Annotated in this window: 26 protein-coding genes; 7 read left to right on the forward strand and 19 right to left on the reverse strand. The window is 38.6% G+C overall.

Going from position 1 to position 26274, the window contains the following annotated elements; genetic code table 11:
* Positions 1 to 51: 51 nt before the first annotated feature.
* Positions 52 to 1506: a chitinase gene (locus ABD005_RS09470; RefSeq protein WP_215981650.1), complete on the reverse strand. Its 1455-nt coding sequence runs from the start codon at positions 1504 to 1506 to the stop codon at positions 52 to 54.
* Between the two features lie 342 nt (positions 1507 to 1848).
* Between ABD005_RS09470 and ABD005_RS09475 the strand changes: the two genes are divergently transcribed.
* Together ABD005_RS09475 and ccoG are read left to right on the forward strand one after the other, a co-directional pair.
* Positions 1849 to 3294, forward strand: a complete 1446-nt coding sequence (locus ABD005_RS09475) for a sigma-54 interaction domain-containing protein (protein WP_343817220.1) — start codon at positions 1849 to 1851, stop codon at positions 3292 to 3294.
* Between the two features lie 199 nt (positions 3295 to 3493).
* Entirely contained in the window at positions 3494 to 4885 is a 1392-nt protein-coding gene (gene ccoG / locus ABD005_RS09480; protein WP_215981652.1) for a cytochrome c oxidase accessory protein CcoG, read from the forward strand.
* Positions 4886 to 4948: 63 nt separating this feature from the next.
* On the opposite strand, the gene ABD005_RS09485 is transcribed toward ccoG, so the two are convergent.
* The 4 genes from ABD005_RS09485 to ABD005_RS09500 all read right to left on the reverse strand — a co-directional run bounded on the left by ABD005_RS09485 (position 4949) and on the right by ABD005_RS09500 (position 6491).
* Positions 4949 to 5140: a hypothetical protein gene (locus ABD005_RS09485; RefSeq protein WP_215978910.1), complete on the reverse strand. Its 192-nt coding sequence runs from the start codon at positions 5138 to 5140 to the stop codon at positions 4949 to 4951.
* A gap of 34 nt (positions 5141 to 5174) precedes the next feature.
* Entirely contained in the window at positions 5175 to 5345 is a 171-nt protein-coding gene (locus ABD005_RS09490) for a DUF1328 domain-containing protein (RefSeq protein WP_215978911.1), read from the reverse strand.
* Positions 5346 to 5372: 27 nt separating this feature from the next.
* Positions 5373 to 5819, reverse strand: a complete 447-nt coding sequence (locus tag ABD005_RS09495; protein ID WP_215978912.1) for a PA2169 family four-helix-bundle protein — start codon at positions 5817 to 5819, stop codon at positions 5373 to 5375.
* A 309-nt stretch (positions 5820 to 6128) separates the two neighbouring features.
* Positions 6129 to 6491: an MmcQ/YjbR family DNA-binding protein gene (locus tag ABD005_RS09500; RefSeq protein ID WP_215978913.1), complete on the reverse strand. Its 363-nt coding sequence runs from the start codon at positions 6489 to 6491 to the stop codon at positions 6129 to 6131.
* 281 nt (positions 6492 to 6772) lie between these two features.
* Here ABD005_RS09500 and ABD005_RS09505 point away from each other — a divergent pair, with 281 nt between their 5' ends.
* The 4 genes from ABD005_RS09505 (at position 6773) to ABD005_RS09520 (ending at position 8441) form a co-directional block, all read left to right on the forward strand.
* Positions 6773 to 7333: a BON domain-containing protein gene (locus tag ABD005_RS09505; protein WP_215978914.1), complete on the forward strand. Its 561-nt coding sequence runs from the start codon at positions 6773 to 6775 to the stop codon at positions 7331 to 7333.
* An 86-nt stretch (positions 7334 to 7419) separates the two neighbouring features.
* Positions 7420 to 7728 (forward strand): DUF883 C-terminal domain-containing protein, encoded by a 309-nt coding sequence (locus ABD005_RS09510; protein ID WP_215978915.1) that lies wholly within the window; start codon positions 7420 to 7422, stop codon positions 7726 to 7728.
* Position 7729: 1 nt separating this feature from the next.
* The gene (locus tag ABD005_RS09515; protein ID WP_343817221.1) at positions 7730 to 8134 is read left to right on the forward strand and encodes a hypothetical protein; all 405 of its coding nucleotides are present in this window, start codon (positions 7730 to 7732) and stop codon (positions 8132 to 8134) included.
* 10 nt (positions 8135 to 8144) lie between these two features.
* The gene (locus ABD005_RS09520) at positions 8145 to 8441 is read left to right on the forward strand and encodes a hypothetical protein (RefSeq protein ID WP_215978917.1); all 297 of its coding nucleotides are present in this window, start codon (positions 8145 to 8147) and stop codon (positions 8439 to 8441) included.
* Positions 8442 to 8511: 70 nt separating this feature from the next.
* On the opposite strand, the gene ABD005_RS09525 is transcribed toward ABD005_RS09520, so the two are convergent.
* The 13 genes from ABD005_RS09525 to ABD005_RS09585 all read right to left on the reverse strand — a co-directional run bounded on the left by ABD005_RS09525 (position 8512) and on the right by ABD005_RS09585 (position 23704).
* Positions 8512 to 10506: a response regulator gene (locus ABD005_RS09525; protein WP_343817222.1), complete on the reverse strand. Its 1995-nt coding sequence runs from the start codon at positions 10504 to 10506 to the stop codon at positions 8512 to 8514.
* A gap of 9 nt (positions 10507 to 10515) precedes the next feature.
* A complete protein-coding gene (locus tag ABD005_RS09530) occupies positions 10516 to 10962 on the reverse strand; it encodes a response regulator (RefSeq protein ID WP_215978918.1) in 447 nt (148 codons plus the stop codon).
* Complete coding sequence (locus tag ABD005_RS09535) at positions 10934 to 12463, reverse strand: sensor histidine kinase (RefSeq protein ID WP_343817223.1); 1530 nt, start codon at positions 12461 to 12463, stop codon at positions 10934 to 10936. Before ABD005_RS09535 ends, ABD005_RS09530 begins: the two co-directional genes overlap by 29 nt.
* Positions 12464 to 12475: 12 nt before the next feature.
* On the reverse strand, positions 12476 to 12670 hold the full coding sequence (locus tag ABD005_RS09540) for a histidine kinase (protein WP_215978920.1): 195 nt from the start codon (positions 12668 to 12670) through the stop codon (positions 12476 to 12478).
* A 54-nt stretch (positions 12671 to 12724) separates the two neighbouring features.
* Positions 12725 to 14125 (reverse strand): sigma-54-dependent transcriptional regulator, encoded by a 1401-nt coding sequence (locus tag ABD005_RS09545; protein WP_343817224.1) that lies wholly within the window; start codon positions 14123 to 14125, stop codon positions 12725 to 12727.
* Between the two features lie 87 nt (positions 14126 to 14212).
* Positions 14213 to 15832: a diacylglycerol kinase family protein gene (locus tag ABD005_RS09550; RefSeq protein WP_343817225.1), complete on the reverse strand. Its 1620-nt coding sequence runs from the start codon at positions 15830 to 15832 to the stop codon at positions 14213 to 14215.
* A 179-nt stretch (positions 15833 to 16011) separates the two neighbouring features.
* Positions 16012 to 16770: a TSUP family transporter gene (locus ABD005_RS09555; protein WP_343817226.1), complete on the reverse strand. Its 759-nt coding sequence runs from the start codon at positions 16768 to 16770 to the stop codon at positions 16012 to 16014.
* A 57-nt stretch (positions 16771 to 16827) separates the two neighbouring features.
* Entirely contained in the window at positions 16828 to 17955 is a 1128-nt protein-coding gene (locus ABD005_RS09560) for a PepSY-associated TM helix domain-containing protein (protein WP_343817227.1), read from the reverse strand.
* 96 nt (positions 17956 to 18051) lie between these two features.
* The gene (locus ABD005_RS09565) at positions 18052 to 20175 is read right to left on the reverse strand and encodes a TonB-dependent siderophore receptor (RefSeq protein WP_343817228.1); all 2124 of its coding nucleotides are present in this window, start codon (positions 20173 to 20175) and stop codon (positions 18052 to 18054) included.
* Positions 20176 to 20472: 297 nt separating this feature from the next.
* Entirely contained in the window at positions 20473 to 21369 is an 897-nt protein-coding gene (locus ABD005_RS09570) for a helix-turn-helix transcriptional regulator (protein WP_343817229.1), read from the reverse strand.
* Between the two features lie 36 nt (positions 21370 to 21405).
* Entirely contained in the window at positions 21406 to 21732 is a 327-nt protein-coding gene (locus tag ABD005_RS09575) for a DUF3325 domain-containing protein (protein WP_343817230.1), read from the reverse strand.
* Positions 21732 to 23393, reverse strand: coding sequence for a PepSY-associated TM helix domain-containing protein (locus tag ABD005_RS09580; RefSeq protein ID WP_343817231.1), 1662 nt, complete (start codon positions 23391 to 23393; stop codon positions 21732 to 21734). The genes ABD005_RS09575 and ABD005_RS09580 overlap by 1 nt, the downstream gene beginning before the upstream one ends.
* Complete coding sequence (locus tag ABD005_RS09585) at positions 23393 to 23704, reverse strand: DUF3649 domain-containing protein (protein WP_215978928.1); 312 nt, start codon at positions 23702 to 23704, stop codon at positions 23393 to 23395. The genes ABD005_RS09580 and ABD005_RS09585 overlap by 1 nt, the downstream gene beginning before the upstream one ends.
* Before the next feature lie 227 nt (positions 23705 to 23931).
* Here ABD005_RS09585 and gdhA point away from each other — a divergent pair, with 227 nt between their 5' ends.
* The gene (gene gdhA, locus ABD005_RS09590; RefSeq protein ID WP_343817232.1) at positions 23932 to 25302 is read left to right on the forward strand and encodes an NADP-specific glutamate dehydrogenase; all 1371 of its coding nucleotides are present in this window, start codon (positions 23932 to 23934) and stop codon (positions 25300 to 25302) included.
* 110 nt (positions 25303 to 25412) lie between these two features.
* Here gdhA and ribA read toward each other — a convergent pair whose 3' ends face one another.
* Entirely contained in the window at positions 25413 to 26069 is a 657-nt protein-coding gene (ribA, locus tag ABD005_RS09595; protein WP_215978930.1) for a GTP cyclohydrolase II, read from the reverse strand.
* Positions 26070 to 26274 lie beyond the last annotated feature (205 nt).

A 26274-nucleotide genomic window follows, 5' to 3' on the forward strand; every position in this document is an offset into this window, starting at 1 on the left:
ATAGATAGCTCTATACCGTTTTTATACCTCTCAAATAAGGTCTTACTTTGCTTAAGGAGTAACGGTTGGTGCTTTAATCACTTTCCAAGGATCTCCTGCTCCTGGAATATTGCCTTGGCTGTACCATTTAGCTTCGTAAATCCCTGTTTGGTAAGATACTTGGTCTCCTCGTAAGTAAACTTTGCTATCAACCCATGCAGCAACACCATCGACAGGAGGCTCAACAACCGGTGTATCGAGCTGATCTACGACACGAATTTGCGGCCAACCGGCGTGAGAGTTATGAAAGTTAGTAACACATTTTTCATAATCGCCAGGCACTAACGCTGAGTATGCGGTTTGATAAGCAACTAACTTACATTCAAATGACTGACCTTCTGGGCGATCTGCATAATAGGTCCAGTCACCTTCCCAGTTGGTGTAAAGTACATCCGTAGCACCTTCAAGGTTAATACTGCCAAATGGCGTTTGTTGGTAACAAGTATTTAATTCATCCGACTGAATATCAATATTGTAATAAGCCGATAAACCTTCCCAGTAACGAATACGATTAACGGGTTGACCCTTAGTTTCATTTTGAGCGCCACATTCAATACCACCATTAATGACATTTATTGTGGTACCAAATCCATAACCAATACCCGCATTGGTTTCACGCTGCGATGGCACCCAAGTACGATCGATAACATGTAACATTGCTGGTTTTGGTGCTTGTGGCGTTAAGAAAAACCAAATAGCAGACGCCATATTCAACCATGAGTCAGCAACTAAACCAGGGTTATTTAATAATACCGAGGCATCACCATCAAACATCACTTCAGAAAAAGCACCGTAGTTAAAGTGATAAGATAATTGCTTAGCACCACGGCCAAAGTAACCCTTACCTGCGACACATGGCCAACGTGATGTTTGCCAATTCTGCTCATTACAGCCAACCGTATAGCCTGCATCACCTTCTGACCAGCTCATTTCACGCACGTGTACCAATGCCTGTTGCCACTCTTCAAGCTGTTGAGGGTTATCTGAAATGTTATCCTTACTAATATGACCGCCAGTTTCTTGAGCAAAATGGGCAAACGCCGTCACTATTGATTTTTTACAAATGGCGTCAGCATCTTTTGCGACATCAATATAGTCACCACAAAACGCAGGAAATTTGCCAATGGCACGTAAAAAGCGCGTATAGGTATATTCTGGTGCTGCCATTTTGGTTAAAAAATCCCACTCAGCTTCGGGGAAAATACGCTCGGCGCGCTTAACATTATCAGGATTAGTCGGTAAATTAGGATAAATTGCCTCAACCACTGCATTACTGCTTGTTTCTAAAGCTTTTGCCCAAATAGCGTACATAGGGTCTGCAGTTTTAGCATCACGCGAGGCATTGAGTTCAACACGAGAAACAACATAGCCATTTGGGTTTTCAGGGTCAACTTGTGGATTAATCGCGAGACTGCTGGTGCTTATACCACCGCAAATTAACACAGAAAGTACTTTGAGCTTGTTCATAAACACTTACCTTTTATTGTTTAGCGCTTTTTCATGCGCATTTATTATTTCTCTTGATGAGCTGACTTATCGAAAGATTGTAAACTATGTTGCAACAAAAAATTAACAAAAACATTACGTGTATCAGTTTCTTATGTCAAGGTTAAAAAATAAACAGGTGGTGTTGTTCTTCAGCAGATAAACATTGGGAGCTTTCATAACAAAAAGACTTATTTAGCCCTAAAAACTATCAAGGTCTCAAGTTCGGCGTTGTAAAGGCGCACTTATCTTTTCATACTTAATTTGTTATGCTGCCCAAAACCACGATATATCGTGTATTGATAAAGAGTGAATAGTTTTCATATGAAAGACAACCATAACAAAGATATTAACCACAGTATTAAAGCCTACTTAGCTGATTCAAATTTACTTCTCAATGCCATGGGTGAAGGCATTTATGGTTTTGATATTGAAGGGAATGCGGTATTTATTAACCCAGCCGCAGAACGTATGACTGGTTGGAAGTCTGAAGAATTGCTGGGTAAAAATATTCATCAATATCATCATCATAGCCATGCGAATGGCGATCATTACCCTAGTGAAGAATGTAATATTTATAACTCAATGCGCGATGGTGTCGAACGTAAAATTACCGATGAAGTATTTTGGCGTAAAGACGGCACTTCATTTCCCGTAGAATACACCTCAACCCCTGTATATAAAGACAATGTGATTGTTGGTGCGGTTGCAGTTTTTAGAGATGTTAGTCAACAGCGGCTTGCCGACAATAACCTACGCGACGCGTTAAAAAAAGTACAAGAGCTGACCGAACAGCTACAAGCAGAAAACACTTACCTACAAAGTGAAATTAATGAAGCATGGCAAGGCTCTGGGTTAGAAGGTAATAGCACTAAATTTACCGCCATGCTAGCGCAAATAAAGTTAGTGGCACAAACCGACAGCACGGTTTTAATTTTAGGTGAAAATGGTACGGGTAAAGAAGTCGTAGCGCGCAACTTACACCAGCTAAGTGCCCGTAGCAACAAGCCATTGGTGAAAGTGAATTGTGCTGCATTTACTGCTAATTTACTCGAGTCTGAGCTCTTTGGTCACGAAAAAGGCGCCTTTACCGGTGCCATAGAGCGTCGTAAGGGGCGTTTTGAACTGGCCGATAAAGGCACACTTTTTTTAGATGAAATTGGAGAGTTATCACTCGAGGCACAAAGTCGATTATTACGGGTATTACAAGAGCGCGAATTTGAGCGCGTTGGTGGCAGTAAAACCATTGCCGTTGATCTTCGTATCATAGTCGCGACTAATCGTGATTTATTCGCTATGGTTGAGCAAGGCCAATTTCGCATGGACTTATATTATCGCTTAAATGTTTTCCCTATTAACATTCCAGCGTTAAGAGATCGCATTGAAGATATCCCACTATTATGTAGCAGTATACTCAAACAACTGAATGCCAAACTTAACAAAAGCATTACCCATATTAATAAGCGTAGTTTAGCAAAACTAACCCAGTATCACTGGCCTGGAAACATCCGAGAGCTACAAAACATTCTTGAGCGTGAAGTTATTCTAGCCCAATCAAGCACCCTCAATATTCAGCAAAAATTTACTAAAAGTCATGCGGCAATCCCCTCAATAAATAAGCCACTAGCAGAAATCGAAAAAGCTTATATCACCGAAGTTTTAACGGATTGCCAATGGATTATTGGTGGCAATAGGGGCGCAGCAAAAGTGCTGGGGTTACCTGACAGCACACTAAGATCTCGCATGAAAAAGCTTAACATCTCTCGATAACTGCCAATAGTAATTAACCCTTGCTCACCACAACAGACACAAAATCCACGCTATATCGCGCATGCACGACATATCGTGCCTCAAAGCTCCTGACCACCAAATAAAATCCTTAAAATACAAATAGATAATAAAAATTAGTTTTGGCGTAAATCTTGATATTGATCAGGGTAATTACTCAATTATGACCCTGTAAATAATTATGAAATTTGATATCAAAGAAGAGCACCTCATCATTAAACCTTATAAGTCTAATGAATCTATTTATGTAAGAGAGCAAAAAGGATTTTATCAAAGAATACGACGCTACCTAGGTTGGTTATTAATGCTCACCTTTATCGCCATTCCCTTTATTCAATTTAATGGTGAACAAGCGGTATTACTCGATGTTGCTAAACAAGAATTTCGTTTATTTTCAGTAACATTCTGGCCACAAGATTTTGTACTGTTAGCAGGCATATTTATGGTTGCCGCATTCGCACTATTTTTTATTACCACATGGCTTGGTCGTGTTTGGTGTGGCTATACTTGCCCGCAAACTATATGGACACTTGCTTTTATTTGGGTAGAACATCGTATAGAAGGTAAGCGAAATCAACGTAAAGCGTTAGACAAAGCCCCATGGAGTATTAATAAATTACAAAAAAGAGTCGCTAAACACAGTATATGGCTAGTCATGTCGTTATTTACGGCCACTACCTTTATGTCTTATTTTATTCCAGCCTCTGATCTATACAGTGAAATGATCGCTTTTGAATGGTCAGGCTTAATTACGTTTTGGGTAGTGTTTTTTACTTTCTGTACTTATGGAAATGCCGGTTGGATGAGAGAGCAAGTGTGTATTTACTTATGCCCTTACTCTCGCTTTCAATCAGCCATGTTTGATAAAAACACCTTTTTAGTCGCCTATGACACTAAGCGCGGCGAAAGCAGAGGCCCACGTAAGCGTAAAGCCGATCATAAAAGCTTAGGTTTAGGCGACTGTGTTGACTGTAACTTATGCGTGGAAGTTTGCCCTGTTGGTATTGATATTAGAAACGGCATGCAATATGAGTGCATTAACTGTGGGTTATGTGTTGATGCTTGCGACGAAACAATGAGCCGCTTTAATTACCCTACAGGGTTAATTAGCTACACTAGCGAGCAACGACTGTTAAGTAAAAAGCCACAGCCATTTAACCTTAAATTAGCCGCTTATGGCAGCTTATGTATTATGCTCGTTGCTGCATTAGGTTTATGGATTAATGAACGTATACCGTTAGAAGCCTCAGTATTACGTGATAGAAACGCGTTATATCGAGTTAATTATGAAGGCATGGTAGAAAATACCTACACCTTAAAAATTCTCAATAAAAGCCAGCAAAGTGCCAACTACCGTATTTATGTGGAAGATATTGAACTAGATAAAATAATACAAGGTGAGCCAATAAAAACGGTACAAGTCGCTGCAGGAAAAATGCAAGAAGTACCACTAACTCTAAGTGTTGACAGTTATAACTTACAGCAGAAGATGACCAATATTAGTTTTATTATTCAATCAGTTAATCAACCAACGACGGTTGTCAAAAAAGAAACCGTATTTTTTAGTGATTAAAGAAAGCAGAGCGTAAAAAAAACCTGGGCTCATTAGCCCAGGTTAATTTAACAGTTTTTCAATTTAGCAGTCTTGCTTTTCAGCGCCTGCCAATTCTTTCGCTTTTTCACACGCATCTTCAACGGCGTTTTTGCTGTCGCTAACTACTTCATCTACTTTTTCACCGGCATCTTCTGCTGGTCCATCAGAACAGCCAAACATAGTTAACACAGCAGTAAGTGCAAATACTTTGCTCATCATTAATAACTTATTCATATCATTCTCCAATTAATTTCTATTTAACTTTTATTTAGCTTTTAGGTGTTTTTATCGCAGGAATAACAAATGATAAAACCAGCAACACTACAAAAATCCAAAATAAAAACTTAGCAACTCCTGTTGCTGCTCCTGCAATACCGCCAAATCCTAGGGCGGCTGCAACAAGCGCGAAGAGGAAAAATATAAGAGCCCAACGTAACATAGAACCTCCTAAGACTTAGCAGTTAAATTATGCCGTAACTAATTTCAGTTGCTTCATATGATTATGACAATGCTGCATACGTACTTGAATTTGTAACAATGTACTTTGACATTCTGCTGGTAGTTTTTTCATCAAGGCAGCCTCAATTTTTTCTAATACTTTATCTTCAATTTCTTCTAATTGAGATACATAAGTATGCTCTGCATCAGCGCTAATAACGGCAAGTACTTTAGTGTAAGCTTCACGTAACTCTACAGAAAATGCTGAGTCTTGCTCTATTTTACCTTCATCAATTAAAACGAACGTTTGTAGTTCCGCAATAGTGCGTGCTTTTTCATTAATATTATTTTCAAAAACATGCATAAGATGAGGGTTAGAGACTTTATCCATCGCTGAGCGATAAAACTCAATGCCACCATTTAGCACTCTCACTAACTCTTTAATTGGACCCATTTCATAATTTGAATTAGACATATTAATCTCCTTTTTATATTTACTGTTTTAAATTAAAAAGCGAATTTCGCTGGTAAAGAATTTTTAATTAACAACAACAAGATATGTGCAGGAGTCATACCAAAACATTAAAAATATAAAAAACAATTACTTATAATAAACCAAGAAATAGAAAACCCCTTTTATTGTAATAATTACACGCTCCATGTAATTGCTTCATATAAGATATACAGGTAGAGAAACTGCTTTTGTAACAAAGTCATTGAATAGAGATATCAAAGAAGGGTATGCGGAGCTTTAAAGGTTGATATTTTATAAGTAGATAAGGGGCTATTGATTCAAACCTAGCTCTTTTTGTTTCTTTTTTGTTAAACCAAGAGAGACTAATCGATATGATTCCTTTAAATAGTACAATAAGTCATCATTACTGTCGGCAACATTTTCAAATTGCTGGATCCACTTCATCCCTCTATTAGCAAAATAAGGCGCAGGTTTATACCCTACCGACTCTTTTAGAAAGCCAAAATTGGTATCAGAGGTTTTAAATATAAAAGCGGGCTTTTTATCATCACCCCAACCACCAATAGCAAATACTTTGCCCCCTACCTTCCAAACATGGGAGCCGCCCCATTGCATAACATAGGTAGTACAAGGTAAAGATCTGCAAAAGTCATTAAACTCGTTGTAATTCATTTCAACTCCATAATAAAAAGCATACCACCATTCAAATAGGCAACCTGAACTCAGGTTAAGTAGTACGTATATTTTTCCTGAAAAAGTTACATTGTTAACGTGAAAACCTTACAAAACAATCAACAATCAAGTAATGAGCAAAACAATAAAATACAGTAACACAATGAAATAAAAGGATTTATACAGATTGGTATGTTGTCTGCATTAGTTAGATTGTTACATTAGTTAATTCGTTACAACAACTTGTCGTTACAACTTAAATCTTAAAATGGAGAATGATTATGAAACGCACATTAATTTCACTAGCTATGGTATCTGCTTTAACGATTACATCAGTACAAGCAAAAGATAACTCTTGGGAGAAAGAAGCTAGCGATGCTTGGATAGACGGTAAAGCTGAAGCAACATTATTATTTAATACTAACTTAAATTCTTTTGATATCAATACTGATGTTGATAGTGGCATTGTTTACCTTACAGGTAAAGTTGACCACAGCGTAGATAAAAAGCTCGCTAAAGAGTTAGTGCAAGGAATAGATGGCGTTAAAGGTGTTAAAAACCAAATAACAGTTATTGAAGGTATTGATAACAAAGAATTAGAACAACAACGCGGTATGGACGAGTCGCAATTTGTTGATATGAAAATCGCAACAGTGATTAAAACTCGTCTACTACTCGATACTGATATTAGCGGAACGAGCATTGATGTAGATGTAAAAGGCAATAACGTTACCCTAAGCGGAGAGGTAGACTCTGAAGCAGAAAAAGACTTAGTTATTAACATTGCAAACAATACTGACGATGTTAATAAAGTTACCGAAAACTTACACGTAACTAAATAGTTTTGCCTTTATGGCGCTCATTGAGCGCCTCCTAATACCCTTTCATTACCCTAATATTAACTTATGCAATTTACCAAGGAGCTATTATGCCTAATAAAAACACAGAAAAATCAAATGGTGCTATGAAAAAGCCTGTTCACCCTGTTGCCGATCAATTTGCCGATTCACTGCACTCTACAGTTGACTCAATTCATGGTACGGCGGCAAGTACTGAAGAAACACTTCGAGCTAAAAGTACGCAATCAAGTGAAGCTATGAAAGCACAAACTCGTTTATTGCGCTCGAAATGGAATCAATCGCCAGTGAAAAAATATGCCCATGAAAACCCAGTAAAAACAGCAGGCATAGCGTTTACGGCTGGTATGTTACTAACAATGTTTTTAAGGAAAAAATAGCATGACTTCGCCTCAGGATGCAGAGAAAAATACTCAGCAGTCCATAGATATGGGAGCGCAACTTAATGCGCTCCCTGAGCTAGGCAGCCGTTTACTATTGGGTTATCAACAATCATTTTCAGCATTTTTTTCATTATTACAAGCCAAAGCTAAGGCAAATATAAAAATGTTGATTGCAATTATGGCATTAGTCACTAGTGCTGTATTTCTGCTATGTGCTGTTTGGATAAGCATACAAGCAATGATTGTTTATGGCCTTATCCACCTAGGATTACCAACGTTAATGGCCGCAATTATGGTACTAACACTAAACTTATTCGTTATTTATTATCTATTAACTACCGCAATATCTTTATTTGATATTACCTATGATGAGTTTATTCACGGCTTTTTTACTGATAAGTAGAGGGGGTTTCATGACACGCCTTAGCACAGCTATTTACCGAAAAATAAACCAAGACGTCATGGTTAAAAAGGCAAAATACCAAGCAATTACTTATAACAATAACCAACAAAAATCAGCATTAATTGCTCATTGTAAAGCCATAGCCGAGTCACCTGCTTTTTTAGGTATTACCGCGCTAACTTCTCTACTTGCTTTACGTTATGGAAAATTTGCCACATTGCGACGCTTAGTAATGTTGAAACGAGTGACTGATAGCTTGATGACAAGCAGCCTCAACAATAGCAACAATAACGCACCATTTAGTTAGTTAACGGATGCTACTAAAGAATAAGGCCGCTAAAAGCACTAAATATAGAGCGCCTTTTATTCCAAAACAATTATTCGATTAGCTTCTGCAAATCAGGTAACGATACAGGCTTCAATAATACATGGTTAATACCTAATGCAACTAATGATTCAGGCTCAGGCTCCGAACCACTAATAATTGCAAGCTGCTGTGTAGCATTAATGTTCTTTATCGCTTGCGCTGCATCAAAGCCAGAGCCATCAGGTAGGTTCAAATCTAAAATAACCAAATCAAACCGCTGTTCTTGCTGATAAACTCTTAAACTTTCTTGAATGTTTTGTGCACTAAAAACTTCTATTCCTAAAGATTTTAATAATAACCCCATAAGCTCTCTAGCGTCTTTGTCATCTTCAAGCAATAAAACTTTCTTTGTTTGAGTAGTAATGGGTTGTTCACTCTCTAACGCATCTCTCTCATTGGAGGCGGCACTTAAATGATGTGTTAAGCATTCGTGTAATTGTTGAGTATCAATAGGCTTGGTTAATACTTGGTCAAAGCCCAATGCTTGTAAAGTTTCCTCGCTCCCCTTTAACGCTGCTGCTGTTAACGCCACTATTGGCGTAGTTATTTGTTGACTTCTCGCAGCAACCACAACTTCTCGCCCACCCATAATAGGCATATGTAAATCGAGAAAAACTAAATCAAAATGTTGCTGTTCGTCGCTCAGTAACGTTAACGCTTTCTGACCATTATCAACACTTGTGACTTTAGCGCCGGTAGCAGAAATGATATTAGTTAATAACAAACGAATATTGCTAACATCTTCAACAATAAGTACATTTCCCTGTAAAGTATCGTTTGTGGTTAGCGCTTTATGCTGCAGTGCTACCGGTTGTTGTAAGTTGAGGTTAACTAAGTTTTCTGATGAGACACCAGTATCAATTAAAAAAGTGAATGTACTCCCTTGACCCAACACAGAATCAACTTGGAAGTTACCCCCTAACAATTTAATCAGTGATGCACTAATTGCCAACCCTAATCCTGCCCCTTCTTCTGTTCTAGTAGTTGTGTCTTGCACCTGCTCAAATGGGTTAAATATTCGTTTCAATTTTTCTTGAGGAATGCCTATCCCCGTATCCCTAATAGAGAAATTCAAAACCGATTGATTATGCTTTTGCTCAAAGGTTAGTAATACGCGTATTTCACCAGACTGAGTGAACTTAATCGCATTATAAATAATATTTATTAACACTTGCTTAAGGCGAGTCGCGTCAGAACAAATAAACTCAGGAACAGGCGTATCAGCCTCAATGGTAAATAACAGGCCTTTTTTCTGTGCTGCGATTCCAAATAAGTTTTGTAAGTCAGCAAGAAAAGGTGACAATGCAAAATTACTTTTATTAAGGGATAAAGTATTTTCTCGGATTTTAGATAAATCGAGCACATCATTTAACAGAGCAAGTAAGTGCTGACTATTACTATGCACTATAGATAATTCGGGTTTAATACTGTCTAACTCAGCGCGGCTAAGTAGTAGGTCAGTGTAACCAATAATTGACGTTAAAGGGGTCCGTAATTCGTGACTTAAATGTGCAAGAAAGCGGTCTTTAGCGCGACTGTCTGATTCAATTTTCAAACGCTCTAAGCGCTCGATGGCTATATCTTTTCGAGCCAACGCATAGCGAATTGCTCGAATAAACTGCACACTATTGATTTCAGACTTAACTAAAAAATCTTCTGCGCCCAGCGTTAACGCCTGCGCGTCTAATACCCCATCAGATTGCCCTGTCAGCATTATAAAAGGGGTAGCACAGCCCATATTTTTGGCAGCTTCTAATACAGAAAGCCCTGTATGAGCTCCTAGCTGATAATCGAGCAAACATAAATCAAACGGTTCATCTTGTAACGCCTGCATAATTAAGTCGTAATCGCTAAGCCATTTAACATTAAACTCAAAGTCAGGTATTTCTTGTAAATAGTCTAATGCCAGAATGTAATCGTCTTCGTCATCTTCAACGAGTAACAAATTAATTAAGCGCTTATCCATTATATGTCCTTGGCTCATACAAGCTGCTAAAGCTGCCAATAAAGCACCTTAAGGTAGCTCTACTATTTCAATCCAATATTTCCCTAGGTTTTTCATTAGCTCAACTAACCCTTCAAAGTTAACCGGCTTGGCAATATAAGAGGCGGCGCCAGAGTCGTAACCACGTAATTTATCCTCTTCCTCTTTTGATGTGGTTAGTATTACAACAGGAATAGAGCGTAACTTAGCATCAGCTTTAATAATTTTAAGTGCTTCACGACCGTCCATTCTAGGCATATTAAGGTCGAGCAATATTAAATTAGGTCTTTGATAACGCTCTTTGTCACTATAGCCACCTTCGTTACGCAAATATTCAATCAATTCAACACCGTCATTCACGAAATTAATCGTGTTCAACACTCTACTTTCATCAAGAGCATCCTGTGTTAATAATCTGTCATCTTCATCATCATCCGCCATTAAGATATTAATGGCTTGGGGTTTTGAGTAATTCAACTTTTCCATCCTCAACTGTAAAAAGGTTAGCGTCAATCGGGAGTAACAGGGTAAAAATGGCACCTTCTCCTTCAGGGCTGTCCGCCGAAATATAACCACTATGCCGCTCAACAATTCGTCGACATACTGCTAGGCCAATTCCCGTACCTGCATAGTCTTTTTGACTGTGCAAACGTTGAAAAGGCGTAAATATTTTCTCATTGTACTGTTCAGAAAACCCAATGCCATTATCGAGTATTTCTATTTTAATCCACTGCGTATCCGTTGCTACTACGCAGTATTCTGGGGAGCTAACAAGTTCGCCACGAATAACTATATGAGGCTGTTGCCCTGGTTTACGGAACTTTATTGCATTAGAAATTAAATTCAAAAATAGCTGACCGAGTTGACTACCATCGGCTTGAATTTTAGGTAGATCTGACAACTCTATGTTAGCGCCACTTTCTTGCGTAGCAATTTCTAAATCATCTAATACTCTTAGTAATAACTCATTTAAGTCAACCTCTTGGAAAGGCTTGCCCTTGGTGGTTACCCGTGACAGTTCTAATAAGTCACTAATGAGTACCGACATCCGTTTCGCTGCTGCATTCATCCTAGCTAAATAATCAGCACCCTTATCACCTAATTCAGCTGAGAAGTTACTGGTGAGCCTATCGCCAAAAGCTCTGATTTTTCTTAACGGCTCCTGTAAGTCATGAGAGGCAACAAATGCAAAGTCCTCAAGCTCCCTATTACTACGGTTTAATTCCTCGGTATACACCTCAAGTGCATGAGTCCGTTCTATAACACGAGCTTCTAAGGTGGCATTGTATTGTTCTAACTTCTCTTTAGTGCTGCGAATACTATGAATGTGCTTCATCAGCAAAATCATCATAGTCGCGCACATAAATACACTTAACGCGGTAAACCAGATCACATTACTACCAGCTTTGGTTCTTGTTTCGTCTAATCGCTTAAGTAAGTTTTCTCTTGTTTGAGTTTCAGCCTGAATAATAGTGCTGTACAAATGACGAAAATTAATTTGTTCTTCGTCAATTTCTTTAAGTTGCTGCTGGGCAATATTAGCCCCAAAACCGACAGCAACATCAATGCTCGCTTTGAGTTTTTTTAACTTGGCTTGTGCTAATAGCGTAAACGCATCTATTCGGCCTTGCTGAGCCTCACTTTGTGAGCGTGACTGTTGAACATTTTCTAAACTCAAAGCAAACTTATCTAATGCTTTAACATAAGGTGCTAAATGGCTTTCATCTCGAAATAACAAATAGCCTCGCTGCCCGGTTTCAGCATTAAGTATGTCGATATGCAAACTGTCAATAACCAGCATAACCTCGCCAGTATTTTGCAAGTTACTTTGTATTTCAGCTAGTTTTTTAATGTTTTTCAGCCCTATTGAGGCATTTACAACAATAGCTAACACTAACAGCATTGCCCCTAACCAGGCTAAGCGAGTAATGTTTAAGTTATTTAAATAACCTGAAATAACGATAATTAATTTTTTCATTGATGTAGCCATTTACTTCACTAAGGTTTGCATAATGGCGCTACATTCTTTTGAAGCACTAATTATTTGGTCGGCTAATTGCTTAATATCTGCAGGACTTGCAGATTGCTCAACCATTAGCTTTAACAACTCTGCTTGCATAGAAATGTGATTAAGAGGTTTACGTGCGTCATGAATCACCATTTCTAATTGCTGTTGTTCAGGCATATTCGTTACTCCTTTTAATAATCAATATTCACTTAGTATTCACGATTAATCACACTAACTATAAGCATTAAGGCGGTTATAAAGTGTTTTAGTACTAATACCTAAAATTTTAGCGGCGGTTGTTTTATTACCATCAACCGACTCAAGTGTTTTAAAGATCAGCTCTTTTTCTAAATTCTCTATAGTTTGACCGACAATAACAGGCTGATTCACATTAGTAGCAGGTGCTATTAATGACGTATCAGTTTGCTCATTCATTTGTTCACTAATCGTTTGGCTTTGAATAGAGTTTTGCAGCTTAGCCTGAGAAAAAGGTGATTCAAATGTTGATGGAAAAACCAAATAACCTGACGTCATATCCGCCATGATAAATGCACGATAAATAGCGTGCTTCAACTCACGAATATTACCTCGCCACTCGTAATTAACGAGTCGAGTTAAATCGTCATCACTGAGCTTAAAATCACTTTCGTGCTCTTTATTAAGTTGATTGAGAAAGTGCTCAGCAAGTAATGGTATATCTTCTTTACGCTCTCTTAACGGCGGAATGTTAATTGGAAAAACCGCTAAACGAAAATAAATATCTTCACGTAAAACATTATTTTGCGCGATATCTTCAACAGAGCGATTAGTTGCTGAGACAACTCGACAATTAACCGGGATACTCTTACTTCCGCCGACACGAGTCACTGTTTGCGTTTCAAGTACGCGCAGTAAATTAGGCTGCATATCAATAGGCATTTCGGTCAATTCATCTAAAAACAAAGTGCCATCTTTTGCTAATTCAAATACGCCAGATTTTTGTGCATTAGCACCAGTAAAAGCTCCCTTTTCATGACCAAAAAGTTCACTACCAATAAGATCTTTGGGAATAGCACCACAGTTAACCGATATCCGCTCACCCTGACATTGACTAGCGCTATGAATAGCTTGAGCTACCATCTCTTTACCTACGCCGCTCTCGCCCATTAACATAACATTGGCTTGTGTTTTTACTACTCGCTCAATCATAGCGTACATCGCTTTCATCGGTGCGGATTCACCAATTAAGCAGCCAAAGTACAAAGCGTTTTTATTTTTTCGTTTTTTGGTCTTTGATGCTGCCTGGCTAGAAAACAACACACCTTTAAGATCATCGGCTTCTATCGGCTTAGTTAAATAGCCAATATCATCATGGCACATCGCAGATATCGCGGTTTTAACCGAGGGATGACCCGTAATCATAGTTATTTTTGCGCTAATATTGTTAGCTTTAGCGTAATCAATTAAGTGCAAACCACTGCCATCTGGCAACATAAAATCCAGTAGGATATGATCAAATTTTTGCTCACTTAGCCATTGCTGTGCTTCTGCTAATGTAGATGCAGAATAAACTTCACAATCAAGATACTCAATAATACGACAAGCGATATTTGTAAACTCAAGATCATCGTCAACTAATAAAACTGTTTTCACACATGTAATCCCTTTATCAAGTAATTACACTAGCTTACTCTATTCTGTAATTAATTTATATTAAGTGCTTGCAAACTTTATTGTTAATTAACAAATAATTGTTAAGCTTGCAGGCATAATCTCTACCATTAGTTGCTCGGCTGACTCTGTTTCACCATCAATGCTGTACTCAAAGCCCTCACTGCTTTGTAATAAGATCTTTTTGGCATGGTAATGAGAGACACTTGAGTTTGAGCTATTATCACCAGAGATAGTATTACTTACTAATTCAGCTAAACTTAATAGCCGATGAGCCGAGCTTGAATCATGCTCAATAAGGGTTACATCTAATAAACCGTCTCGCCAATTTGGCTCCCCAGCACCTTGAGCGAGTAATGTGGTAATTGGTGCTGCGTTAGCAATAGTTAAGCTACTATTAGATAACTGTTGCACGGGTTCATCATCTATCGTTAACTTTATTTGCTGTGATTTATTTTCAATAAAAGCGTTAATAAACCCCTGAATATAAGCGAGTTGACCTAGCTCATTTTTTTGAAGACGGTTGGCCTGATTTATCATTTGCTCACCAAAACCAATAGCGATCACTAACAATACCGTTTTTTTATTACATACCATGGTATCCATTTGTTTTGTTTCTGCACGGAACAATATTTCGCATGCTTGGTTAATAGGCGATATTTTACTTTCTACTCCAAACATTACATGCGCTAGTGCGTTGGCAGTACCTAAGGGAAGTACACCTAATTGATGTGATGTATTTTTCACCGCCGCAGCTACTTCAGCGACAGTACCATCACCACCACACGCGACAAAAACCATACTTTCATCGTGGGTCTGTAACGACTTAGTAAGTTGATAAACATCAGTATCTTTTTTAGTAAAATGAAAGTTAAGCACATATTGTCGTGTTAACATGCCAACAATGTCATTGGTATATAACAGCCACTTTCCCGCTCCAGATACCGGGTTAATAATCATATTAAGCTCAGGTTGCGGCTTCTTAGCAAAGTTTTGACTCAACTCCACTAACACCTTGAGCTGTTTAGTGTTTAACCTTGCCGTAGATCTAACACTTTGTACTGTGCTAATGGCGTCGCGTACGCTTAAGTCTGGCTCAGACATTAATAGATAAGCACAAGTCATAAAGAAAGATCTGCCTCGGCCTAACGCACAATGAACAACAACCTTTTGATTTAAGTCGTGCATTGCCGTGATCCATCTTAAAGCATGTTCTAATTGAGCTTCTGTTGGAGAAAAGTGGTCTAATATCGGTATATTTAAATAATAGAATCCTTCCTGTTGAGCTGACCAATTGAAGCCATCAAACTCAGCAGTAACATCTAATATTGCGGTAACTTTTTGCGACTTTAGCGTTTCTACGTCACTGGGGAAAAGCCGACAAGCAAGAAATAAATTAGGAGTAATTTCTTGGATTGCAGGTACAGAATCATTGTTGCGCATTATGCCATTATATAATTGCACGCAAACAAGGTAAGGCAACAAAAGTATTTTAATCCACCAGGGTATTTCGCCTGCTGCAGACTTTCTAAATAAGCTAGGTCGATTAGTACTATAAGCAAAAAGAACACAACTTAGTGAAATAGTAAGCCATAAGCTAGGTACTAGCATGTAGCTATTATTGAAGCTAAGCCATACAAAGAAAACAGAAACAGTTAGTAACAACACATAGTATTTGATCATTTTCATTAAAAAACCCTCATAGTTAACTTATTTAGTTCAACTTTTATGCCAAACCAACAAAAAATAACACACTGTTTTTTAAGGTGTTTCCATTTAAAGTTTTTATATGTAAGCGTACTAGTCTGTAATATTTACAAAATAATGAGCGATACAGTAATACTTACCTACCTTGAACTCGCATTATTTTAACTGGTTAAATATTTGGCTAGCATCGCAAAACACATTACCACCACCAAGTAGCGTAAATACTTAACCGGAATTTTAAACAAGCAATGCGAGCCTAACCATGCACCAATGAACTGCCCTGCCATCATAATTATACCCACCAACCACACAACATGGCCTGCAAAAATAAAAACAATCAATGAGGCTAAATTAGTTGAGAAATTCAAGGTTTTAGCAACCGCTGTCGCCTGTAAAAAGGGTTGTGCGCGTAATGAGCGACCAGCTAAAGCAAAAAAGGAGCCGGTACCAGGGCCAAATAGTCCGTCATAACAGCCAATAGTCGGCGTTACCACATACTTATAAACGTTAGGTGAAACACGAGGTTTTTTAGTATTGTCATCAATTACAGGGGTTACTAAAAAATAAATACCGATCGCTGCAATAACGATAGGTATTACAATCGTCAATGCTTCGGTATTCATAATTTGTACGATTAGCGTGCCCAAAGCAGAGCCAATGAATGCCGCGAGCATTAGGTACTTAACATCTCGCCAACGAACGCGCTTATTTCTTAGCATCATTACCGTTGCGGTTGCTACCCCAGCTGTAGACTGTAATTTATTGGTCGCTAACGCTGCTAATGGCGGCATGCCACTCATCATTAAAGCAGGTAACGTTAATAAACCACCACCGCCAGCTAGGGTATCTAAAAACCCAGCGACGATAGCAATAACGAATAAAAAGGCCAGAATTTCAAACGACAGATTAATTAATTCCACTCAAGTACTCTATTTAAAATAATTCACTAAAAAAGCATGAGGATTGCAATTAATCGCTCAGCTTTGCTTACTCACGCGTTTTCTTCGAATGCGACTATACCAAAGGTAAAAGCCACTTGCCCCTAAAATAAGCGGACTCAACCCCATTACACACCAGATTATTTTGCTCCACAAACCAGCAAAGTTACCGTAATGTAATGTTCTAAAACTATCAAAAACCTGGGTGCTAGTGTTACTGGTTCTAATGTCGTAATGACTGAGATATTTCCCTGTCATGGCATTAAAGCTAACGGTAGAGCCATAAGCACTGGCAAATGGGTTGTTAGTGTCAATAGAGCCAAATACTGTCCACGCCATCTTAGGTTCAAACGGAAATAGTAAATACTGAGGTGTAAAACTTGTTATTTTTTCTGTACTGGTTGTTAAGAGTTGCTGAAAATCAAGCTCGGCATTATATAAGCGATCCGTCATAATATGATGCGCTTCTTCGCCATGCTCAAAAGTTTCATGCCAGTACTCAATAAAGTTAAAGTAGCCACCCGTAATACCTAAAATAAGAATAATAGGTGAACACCAAATACCCACTAATTTATGTAAATCACTCATCATCGCCGCCAGTTTTGCATCCCAGCGAAACTTGAAAAATCGACGCCAAAATTTTCGGTAAATAATTAAGCCCGAAATACCCAAGAAAGTCATAATAATACTAGCGATTAAGCCAATAATAGTGCCTAGTTGCGGACTAATAAACCCAAGATCATTTAATAAAAAAGTAAAGTGCAATTGCACTAGCCAATCGGTTAAATCATGATGAATAGGCACTGGTGTCGAAAGTACTTCACCGCTGTAAGGATTAAGATGAATTTTAAACCAGCTTTCACTGTAGCGTTTAAGTAAGTAAACACGATCAGCTTGGTACTTATCATCAAAAAGCTCCCAGCTACCAATCTCATAGTCACTAAACTGCTGATTTATTTGGGTGACTAACTCGTTAATATTAAGCCTTGTTAACGTCGTATTTTCCTGTTGCTCAACAGGTAGACTAATGCTGGCCACCTCAGGTAATAATAAAGTATCAAGTTCAAACTTGAATACTAATAAACTGCCAGTTACGGCAATAATAATTAAGGGGATCAAACTAGCAAGCGCAAAGTACGCGTGTAATTTATGGAGTTTTTTTCGCATTATTTCAGGACCGTATTTTTTGACATTAAGCAAAAAAGCTAAGATATTGAACATATCTTAGCTGTATTTATTCACTCTATTTATAATAATTACGCGTTAAAACGAGAATTTAACACCTGCTTCCATGGTGCGCTCTGCTCCCATCCAGCAACCATTGGCATCATAACAAGCGCCCACATAACGCTCATCGGTTAGGTTATTTACACTAATGGTTAACTGCGTTAAGTCATTAATTTCGTAACGAGCGGCGATATCATAAAGAGTGTAACTGGGTAACGTATCTGAATTCGCAGCATCAAGGTAACTTTCACCGGTATAACGCACGCCAGCACTTAACATAAGTCCTGAGATTGTTGCGTTATCAATATGATAATTTGCCCATAATGATGCGGTTTGATCTGCAACCCACACAGGACGATTACCAATTAAGCTGACATTTAATGGGTTTTTCGTTATTTCCATGTCTAAATATGTGTAATTAGCGGTAATGTCGAGTTGTGTTGTGGGTTGAGCATTTAGCTCGACTTCAATGCCTCGTGAAACAATTTCACCGGTTTGCGTCTTTTTAGCAAAATCTGCGGTATTAACGACAACATTTTCTTTAGCTAAATCAAAATAAGCCGCGGTAATCATCATATTTTGATGCGTATTTTGATATTTAACACCCACTTCTATTTGCTCAGCAGTTGTTGGCTTAAATGCTTCATTAGTTTCGCTATCAAAACCAGGCGTTGGTTCAAACGATGTTGAGTAGTTAAGGTAAGGCGCTAAACCAAAATCAAAACTATATATTGCGGCTAACCTGCCAGTAAAGGCGTCTTCATCAATGGTAGTAGTGTCGCCATACTCTGTTCCCGCATAACTCTTATCAGCAATATCTTGTGTATAAAAGTTATCGTAACGACCACCCACAATGAATGTGAGCTGGTCGATTTCTATTTCATCTTGTAAATAAAAGCCGCGATTATATTGAGCAATGTCATGCTGCTCGGTGTAAAAATCAACGGGTAATGTCTCTGGATTAAGTAACTGGTAATCCGGTGCTGCTAAATTTAAGGCTGGGGTGTCGTTACCTAAAGTGTCGCCATAAGAAACATCTGACGATAGCGTTTGAAAATCAAAACCGAATAAAATATTGTGCTGCGTTTGACCTAACATTAACGAAGCGGCAAGTTGGTTATCAACCACAAAGCCTTGCTGAGATTCATTGGTAAAATACGCGCTACGTAATAAATGACTATTGTCGGCCATTAAACCTTGGTTATAGGTATTATGCTGTAAAGCTTTGGCGTCGGTATATCTGAAATTTTGTAAAAACGATAAATTTTCATTAAATTCATGGTTTATTTTATAACCAAGCATAGTAACCGTGCGATCAAATCGAGCCCAGTTTTCATCCCCCGCGTAACCGTCTGAGTCGAGTTTACCGTATGGCGCAGTATATAAAGTGCCCATTGCTGGTAAAGGAGTAGAGGGTGTGATCTCTGGATCATCTTGATAGTAAGCAGAAAACGTTAAGTGTGTTTTTGCTGCAACTTGCCAAGTAATAGTAGGTGCTATGGTATAACGCTCTTCTTCTGTGGTTTGCTGCTGACCATCTTTTTGGCGTGCTAAGGCAATGAAACGGTAATCAATTTCACCATTACCGCCAGAAGTATCTAACGACAATTCGCGCAAGCTCTGATTACCTAACCGTAAACCAATCGTTGTTTGTTCGCCTTGAGGTGATTTAGCTATTTGATTAACCATACCTCCTGGAGGCGCCGAGCCGTATAAAACAGACGTTGGTCCTTTTAACACCTCAATACTTTCTGTCGCAAAAGCATCAACCTGTGGATAAAGATTCCATAAGTTGTTAGTTTGCAATGGTAAACCGTCGTAATAGTTACGATAAGATTCAAAACCACGAATTGTATATTGGTCAAAAATAGTCACAGTGCTGCGACTTTCTGGGGTAATACCCGAGACATAACGCAGTGCACGGTTTACTGAGTCTGCCTGCCTTAACTGCAAAGTACCTTGGTCTATTGAAGTAAAACTCATTGGCGATTCAATGGGTAATAACGTTGATTTAGTTCCGGTACTGCGATACGCCGGACTATGAACACTGATGCGCTCTAATGCTTCTTTTTCTGCTTCGCTGATGTCTTCTGTCGCCGAAATAGCACAACTAACACTGACAGCTAAAGTCGCAAGAAAAAATTTAGGGGTAGCATACATAAAATTAGTTAACCTATATGATGTTAAGTGATGTGGTAATAATGTTAAAAACCTAATTGATAATAATTCCTATTATATATTAGGGTATTTAATCTTTTTGTCTGTGCGTGCACTTTGGTGTGAAAAGTAACAACAATGTAAACGAGTATTTAACCTAAAATCAGACTAAGAGCTTTACTAATACATTACATTCAACAGAGTCATAGGAGTTGCGCGTCAATAGTTAACCTATTGCAAGTAAATTCAACGCAGTGAGCATGTGTTTGAGATACTTTGATTATCTCAAAGTCAGATTATTTACAATCGAGACAATAAGGCACTAGGCGTTAAGGCAAATGTTCGCTTAAATAGTCGAGAGAAATGTGCCTGGCTCTTAAAGCCAGAGTGAATGGCAATATCGAGAATTGATAAGTGTTGGTTATTTTGTGTAACCATCAACTGAAAACCATGAATCAAGCGTGTTTGATAGATAAAATCATTAGCGTGATAAGGCGTCATCGCAAAAAGTTTATGTAAATAGCGTTTTGATATTTGAGCGTTATCGCACAATGCTTCAATGGTAAAGTTATCATCTGCACTGGCATTAAAAATAAGCTGCTGAATACTGCATAGCTTTTTATAGCTCACACTGGCCTCTCGCTTTTGCTGATAAACACTAACACAATCAATAAGAGGAGCTAATAGAGCTTGTTCTAAAAAGCGAGCAGTCAATTCTTCTGAATGAACACCAGCTCTCACTTGTGCTAAAACGGATGTTAATGCCAAGCGCAACACCTGACTTTCCTCATGGATCAGGTCAAAAGCAAAGCCTTGCGTTGGTAAACGTGGTAATAAATATTCAGGAAAATTAAAGCTTACTACTTGATAGCGGCTCGAAAAATGAAAGGTAAACTCACTCGCAGCATTAAAAAAAAGTAACTGCCCTGGCGCTAAATGCTGAAAGCCCTTTGAATTAAACCAAGTACCATTACCTGAAATAATATAGACAACTGACATATAGGCATTAGGGATTTTTTTAGCAATAGCGGAAGTTCGTACTGATGTTAATGGCGCAAGCTCCGCATAAGTTAAGCTACATTGATGCAACGGGTATTCTATATACGTTGCATCACTAGGTAGCGTTAAATGGTACTGCTGCTCTTGTAATGATTGGTATATTTGAATAACTTCGCTTTCAGGACGAGTAAACATCATTAGCTAGCCTAAATTAACCCAAACCACTCAGCCTACTCACTTAGCCAAAATAAAACTTGTTATTGCTACCACAGGTAAAATAACAGCAAATATCGGTATCAATCGAGCCTGATAGGTTAACAATAAAATAAGTGGTAATAATGCCGCCGTTAACGCGCCAAAAAATAGTGCTGGACCAATAGACCACCCATATAACACCACGCTAGTATAAGCCGTCAATGTGAGTAGCAGCCAAGCCATTGGTCTAAAAAAACGTGGTAACAGCCCTGACATTTCAATAGAAAATACTTGTTCGCGATGCTTTTCCATCGCTAAACAAAATAACACCATGGTAGTAAAGCTTAAACAAACCAACAATAACATTACACAGTATCTCCGCCAGTTTTAGTTAATACCAAATCTGGCTGGGGCGTATTTTCAAGAGGACTTTTTCGGTTAGTTGATCGTTCAATGCTACTTTTAGTCGGCTTTCTTCGCGCGTTATTACTTTGCTGTATCACTTTCATCTTATAACGTGCAAAAGCAAAGCTAATACCCACTGCAATTAGCGTTAAATCAAAACCGGCTAAGTTCCAATCACCATGAGGCAAAGTAACACCTAAGTGTTTGTCGGTGGTCAAAGCATTTACCACCGGCAATAAAATAAACACAATACTGGCAAGCTGCAGCTGCTCTAACCATGCTTTTCCTGCTGGGCGTATTGCAGGATAGAGTAATAATAATGCCCAAGTAATAAACATAATATGCACTTCCCACTCGCCGCGATTTTCCATCGTAACAGGCAACAACCTATTCGCGTAAAAATAAGCGGCAATGGCAATAGGTAAACCGACAATGGTACCAATATTTAATTGCTCAACTAAACGATAACCAAAGTCTGGCCCGTTTAATTTTTTCATTTGCTGAGGTTTACGTTTAGTTGTCCATAACACTAACCCAGAAGCGATCATCGCCGTACCAATTAACCCCGTGATAAAGTAAACCCAACGCGCCAAAGTGCCTGCAAATTGCCCCTCATGTAACGAATAAAAACCATTATGTATCATACCACTAACGGTATAGTCTTTGTGATTACCCGAAATAAGCTCACCGCTAATTCCGTTAACAACCACTTCATCACCTTGGTTGTAAGTAATATCAGTTTCATTACGCACAAAAGCTATTTGCGCATTAATATCGTTTGGTGCATGTACCGTTACATAGCGTAAATTATCGGTTTGCCATTGCTGTTGGGCGATATCATATAATGAGGAGAATGAGCGCATTTCTGCCGGTATTCCTGCGGGCTCAACATGAGCACTACGTGGGAATATTTCTTTGCGCATTTCTTTAAATTCATCGTCATTAGTTTGAAAGTTACTACTAACGCCCATGTACATAAATAAGAAAAAGAGTAAGCCGCTGTAGGTGATCATAAAATGAAATGGCAACGCAATAACGCTTAAGGCGTTATGACTATCAAGCCAACCGGGCAAGCCTTTTTTAGCTCTAAAAGTAAAGAAGTCTGAGAATATTTTTTTATGAATGACAACACCAGTAATCACCGCTAGCAACATTAACATCGTACAAAATCCTACTAGCCAATAACTAATACTAGTATCCATATAGTGTAGGCGATAATGCATGCGATAAAGTGTTCTTCCTCCACCGGTTTCACGCGTGGCAACGTTTTCAGCGCTTTCAATGTCAACAACAGTTTGCTTATATCTACCGCGTTTTTTGCCGGGTTCAGGCGCATGTCGCCAGCCCAGCCTTAAATTTTGGTCACGGCTACTTGGCAAGAGAATATCGTATTCATCAACACCTTTGGCGTGAATTTCGGCAAACTGCTGAGCACGATCAAGTAATGCCTCGGTAGAAACTTCATGCACTATCAATGGTCGCTCAGGTTGCATCCAACGTGTTATTTCTTGATAAAAATAACCTAGAGTGCCAGTTAAAAACATAAAAAATAATACCCAACCGACCACAAGGCCAACCCAAGTATGAAGCCACTTCATTGATTGACGAAAAGTATCTTTCATTAGCTATTTACCTGCATCAACGCCCATGTAAGCAGCAAGAAAATAACATTTAGTTTAACTAGCCCTAGCCAAGCTCGTGTTGCAGTAGTCACCGAAAAAGCCCACATAACTGCCCCCGTATAAACCAAGAAGCCCAACATTAAGCCAATATGAATACCTTGATACTTTCCAACCAGACTCATTAATAATTGCGTGATCAATAGTGAGCTTGATGTAGCTAAAGCATAACCACCTAAAGCAGCCGCCAGTATACGTGAGAATACAGACCAGCGAGGGTTCGCTAGTTGTAATTTATTTAGCAGATATGACACGTTTTTTTCCAAGTACCTAAGACGTTTTAATGAGTTGAAGAGTAATGTTATACACCGACCCATCTTAATGAAAATAATTTGTATTTACAATTATTTTATACCTCACGGGAAATAAATAGCGTATTGTTAACTCAATTGATCTGAGGTTCGTTTTACCCGTATTGACATTGGTAACAAACTAACCGTTATGTATTATTACTTAGCGAAAAATCGCAAAGAGGGAGTTTATGGCTAAGCATTTGTATGGTGATTACTCAACACCAGAGAAGTTTCTCGAAAGTTTCATGGCTGGTTTAGAAAAGCGTAATCCAGGTGAGCTAGAGTTCCATCAAGCCGTTAAAGAAGTAGCGGAAAGTGTAGTGCCTTATATGTTTAATCATAAGAAATATTTTGACGCACTAATACTTGAGCGCATGACTGAACCTGATAGAACCATAACTTTTAGGGTATGTTGGGAAGATGATCTTGGTAATGTTCACGTTAATCGTGGCTATCGCGTACAATTTAATAATGCCATTGGCCCTTATAAAGGTGGGCTAAGGTTTGATCCAAGTGTGAACTTAAGTATTTTAAAATTTTTAGGCTTTGAGCAACAATTCAAAAATAGCCTAACAACATTACCAATGGGCGCGGGCAAAGGCGGTAGTGATTTCAACCCTAAAGGCAAATCCGATAGAGAAATTATGCGCTTTTGCCAAGCATATATGACCGAGCTATCAAAACATATTGGTGAAAACCTAGATGTACCTGCTGGCGATATTGGCGTAGGTGCGCGTGAAATTAGCTATATGTTTGGCCAGTATAAACGCCTTAATGATAACTTTGTTGGCGTGTTAACAGGTAAGGGCATTTCATTTGGCGGTAGCTTAATAAGAACTGAAGCTACAGGCTATGGCGTGGTTTATTTTACTGAAAATATGCTAAATCATATTGGCGATAGCGTTAAAGGTAAGCGTTGCGTTATTTCTGGCTCAGGTAATGTTGCTTTATATGCCGCTAAAAAAATTATTGAATTAGGCGGACAAGTGCTCGCGATGAGTGATTCTGGCGGCTATATCTACGATGAAGCCGGTATAGATAACCAAAAACTTGAATACTTAATTGATCTAAAAACCACACGTCGCGGTAGAATTGAAGAATATTGTGCCGAATATGACGCCAAGTTTGTTGCCAATAAACGCCCATGGGCAGTGCCTTGTGATTTAGCCTTTCCATGTGCAACACAAAACGAATTATCATTCGATGATGCAACTGACTTAGTCAATAATGGTGTTATGCTCGTAGCCGAGGGCGCCAATATGCCTTCAACCATTGAGGCGGTACACCATTTTAAAGCGAACAATATTTTATTTGCCCCCGCAAAAGCGGCTAACGCTGGTGGCGTCGCTATTTCAGGGTTAGAAATGACGCAAAATAGTATGCGTATATCGTGGACAAGTGAAGAAGTTGATCAAAAACTTCAAGATATTATGCGTTCTATTCATGCACAATGCGTAAAACATGGCCAAAATGGCAAAAACATTGATTACCTTAAAGGTGCCAATATTGCCGGCTTTATTAAAGTTGCCGACGCCATGCTTGCTTACGGAGTCATATAAGCCTTAAGAATAACACGCGGCAACAGCAACATATTAGCGAAAAATATTAGCGAAGAAAAACAAATAAAAGGGCTCACTAATCAACGTTGAGTTAGCCCTTTTATCTTCATTTAGCTTTTGTTGTTACCTTTGCTTTTATCGCTAATTTCTTGATCACTTTCATCATGATGACCAGTAAGTGCGATTGTATGTTTAGCAACAGATACTTTAGCCGCTAAATAATGGTTATTGTGTTGATTAGCAAAAATCCCCGTAGGTACCGTTTTTTGAATTTTAATACCCGCTTGAGTGAGCGCTGATACTTTTTCAGGGTTATTGGTTAATAAATCAATTTCACTAATATTCAGTGCGTTTAGCATTTGGGTAGCTACCGTGAAATCCCGCAAGTCGTGATCAAAGCCTAAGGCTTTATTTGCCTCAAAAGTATTCATACCGGTATCTTGTAAACTATAGGCATCTAGCTTGTTGTATAAGCCAATACCACGACCTTCTTGACGTAAGTACAGAATAATACCGCCGCTTTTCGCCATGGTTTCTACGGCTTCATCAAGCTGCTGGCCACAATCACAACGTGCCGAATGAAAAATATCACCGGTTAAACATTCTGAGTGCACCCTCACTAGCGGAACCTTGGCAGTGTCTGCGCCTTTAAATACTAACGCAACATGCTCTTTATCATCTTTCAAATGACTAAAGCTAACAAACTCAGCCTTATGTGCATTGTGCTTACCAATGGGGATAATTACTTTATTACGAACTTCAGCCATGTTGGCTCCTGCAGGGTAACTCAATGGGTTGCCAAATCCATTTAACCTAAATAATAGATTTAATAGGGTATTCTAAAGCTTGTCAGTAACCCAGTAAACAGCGGAAATGCGCTTTCCATGGGTGATTAGCATATTTTATTACGATTAATTTAATTATGCCTCATTAGTTTTTTGTTTAGATTTAAGGGCATTAACATTGTAAACG

The organism is Colwellia asteriadis, assembly GCF_039523295.1.
GTDB classification, from domain to species: Bacteria; Pseudomonadota; Gammaproteobacteria; order Enterobacterales; family Alteromonadaceae; genus Colwellia; species Colwellia asteriadis.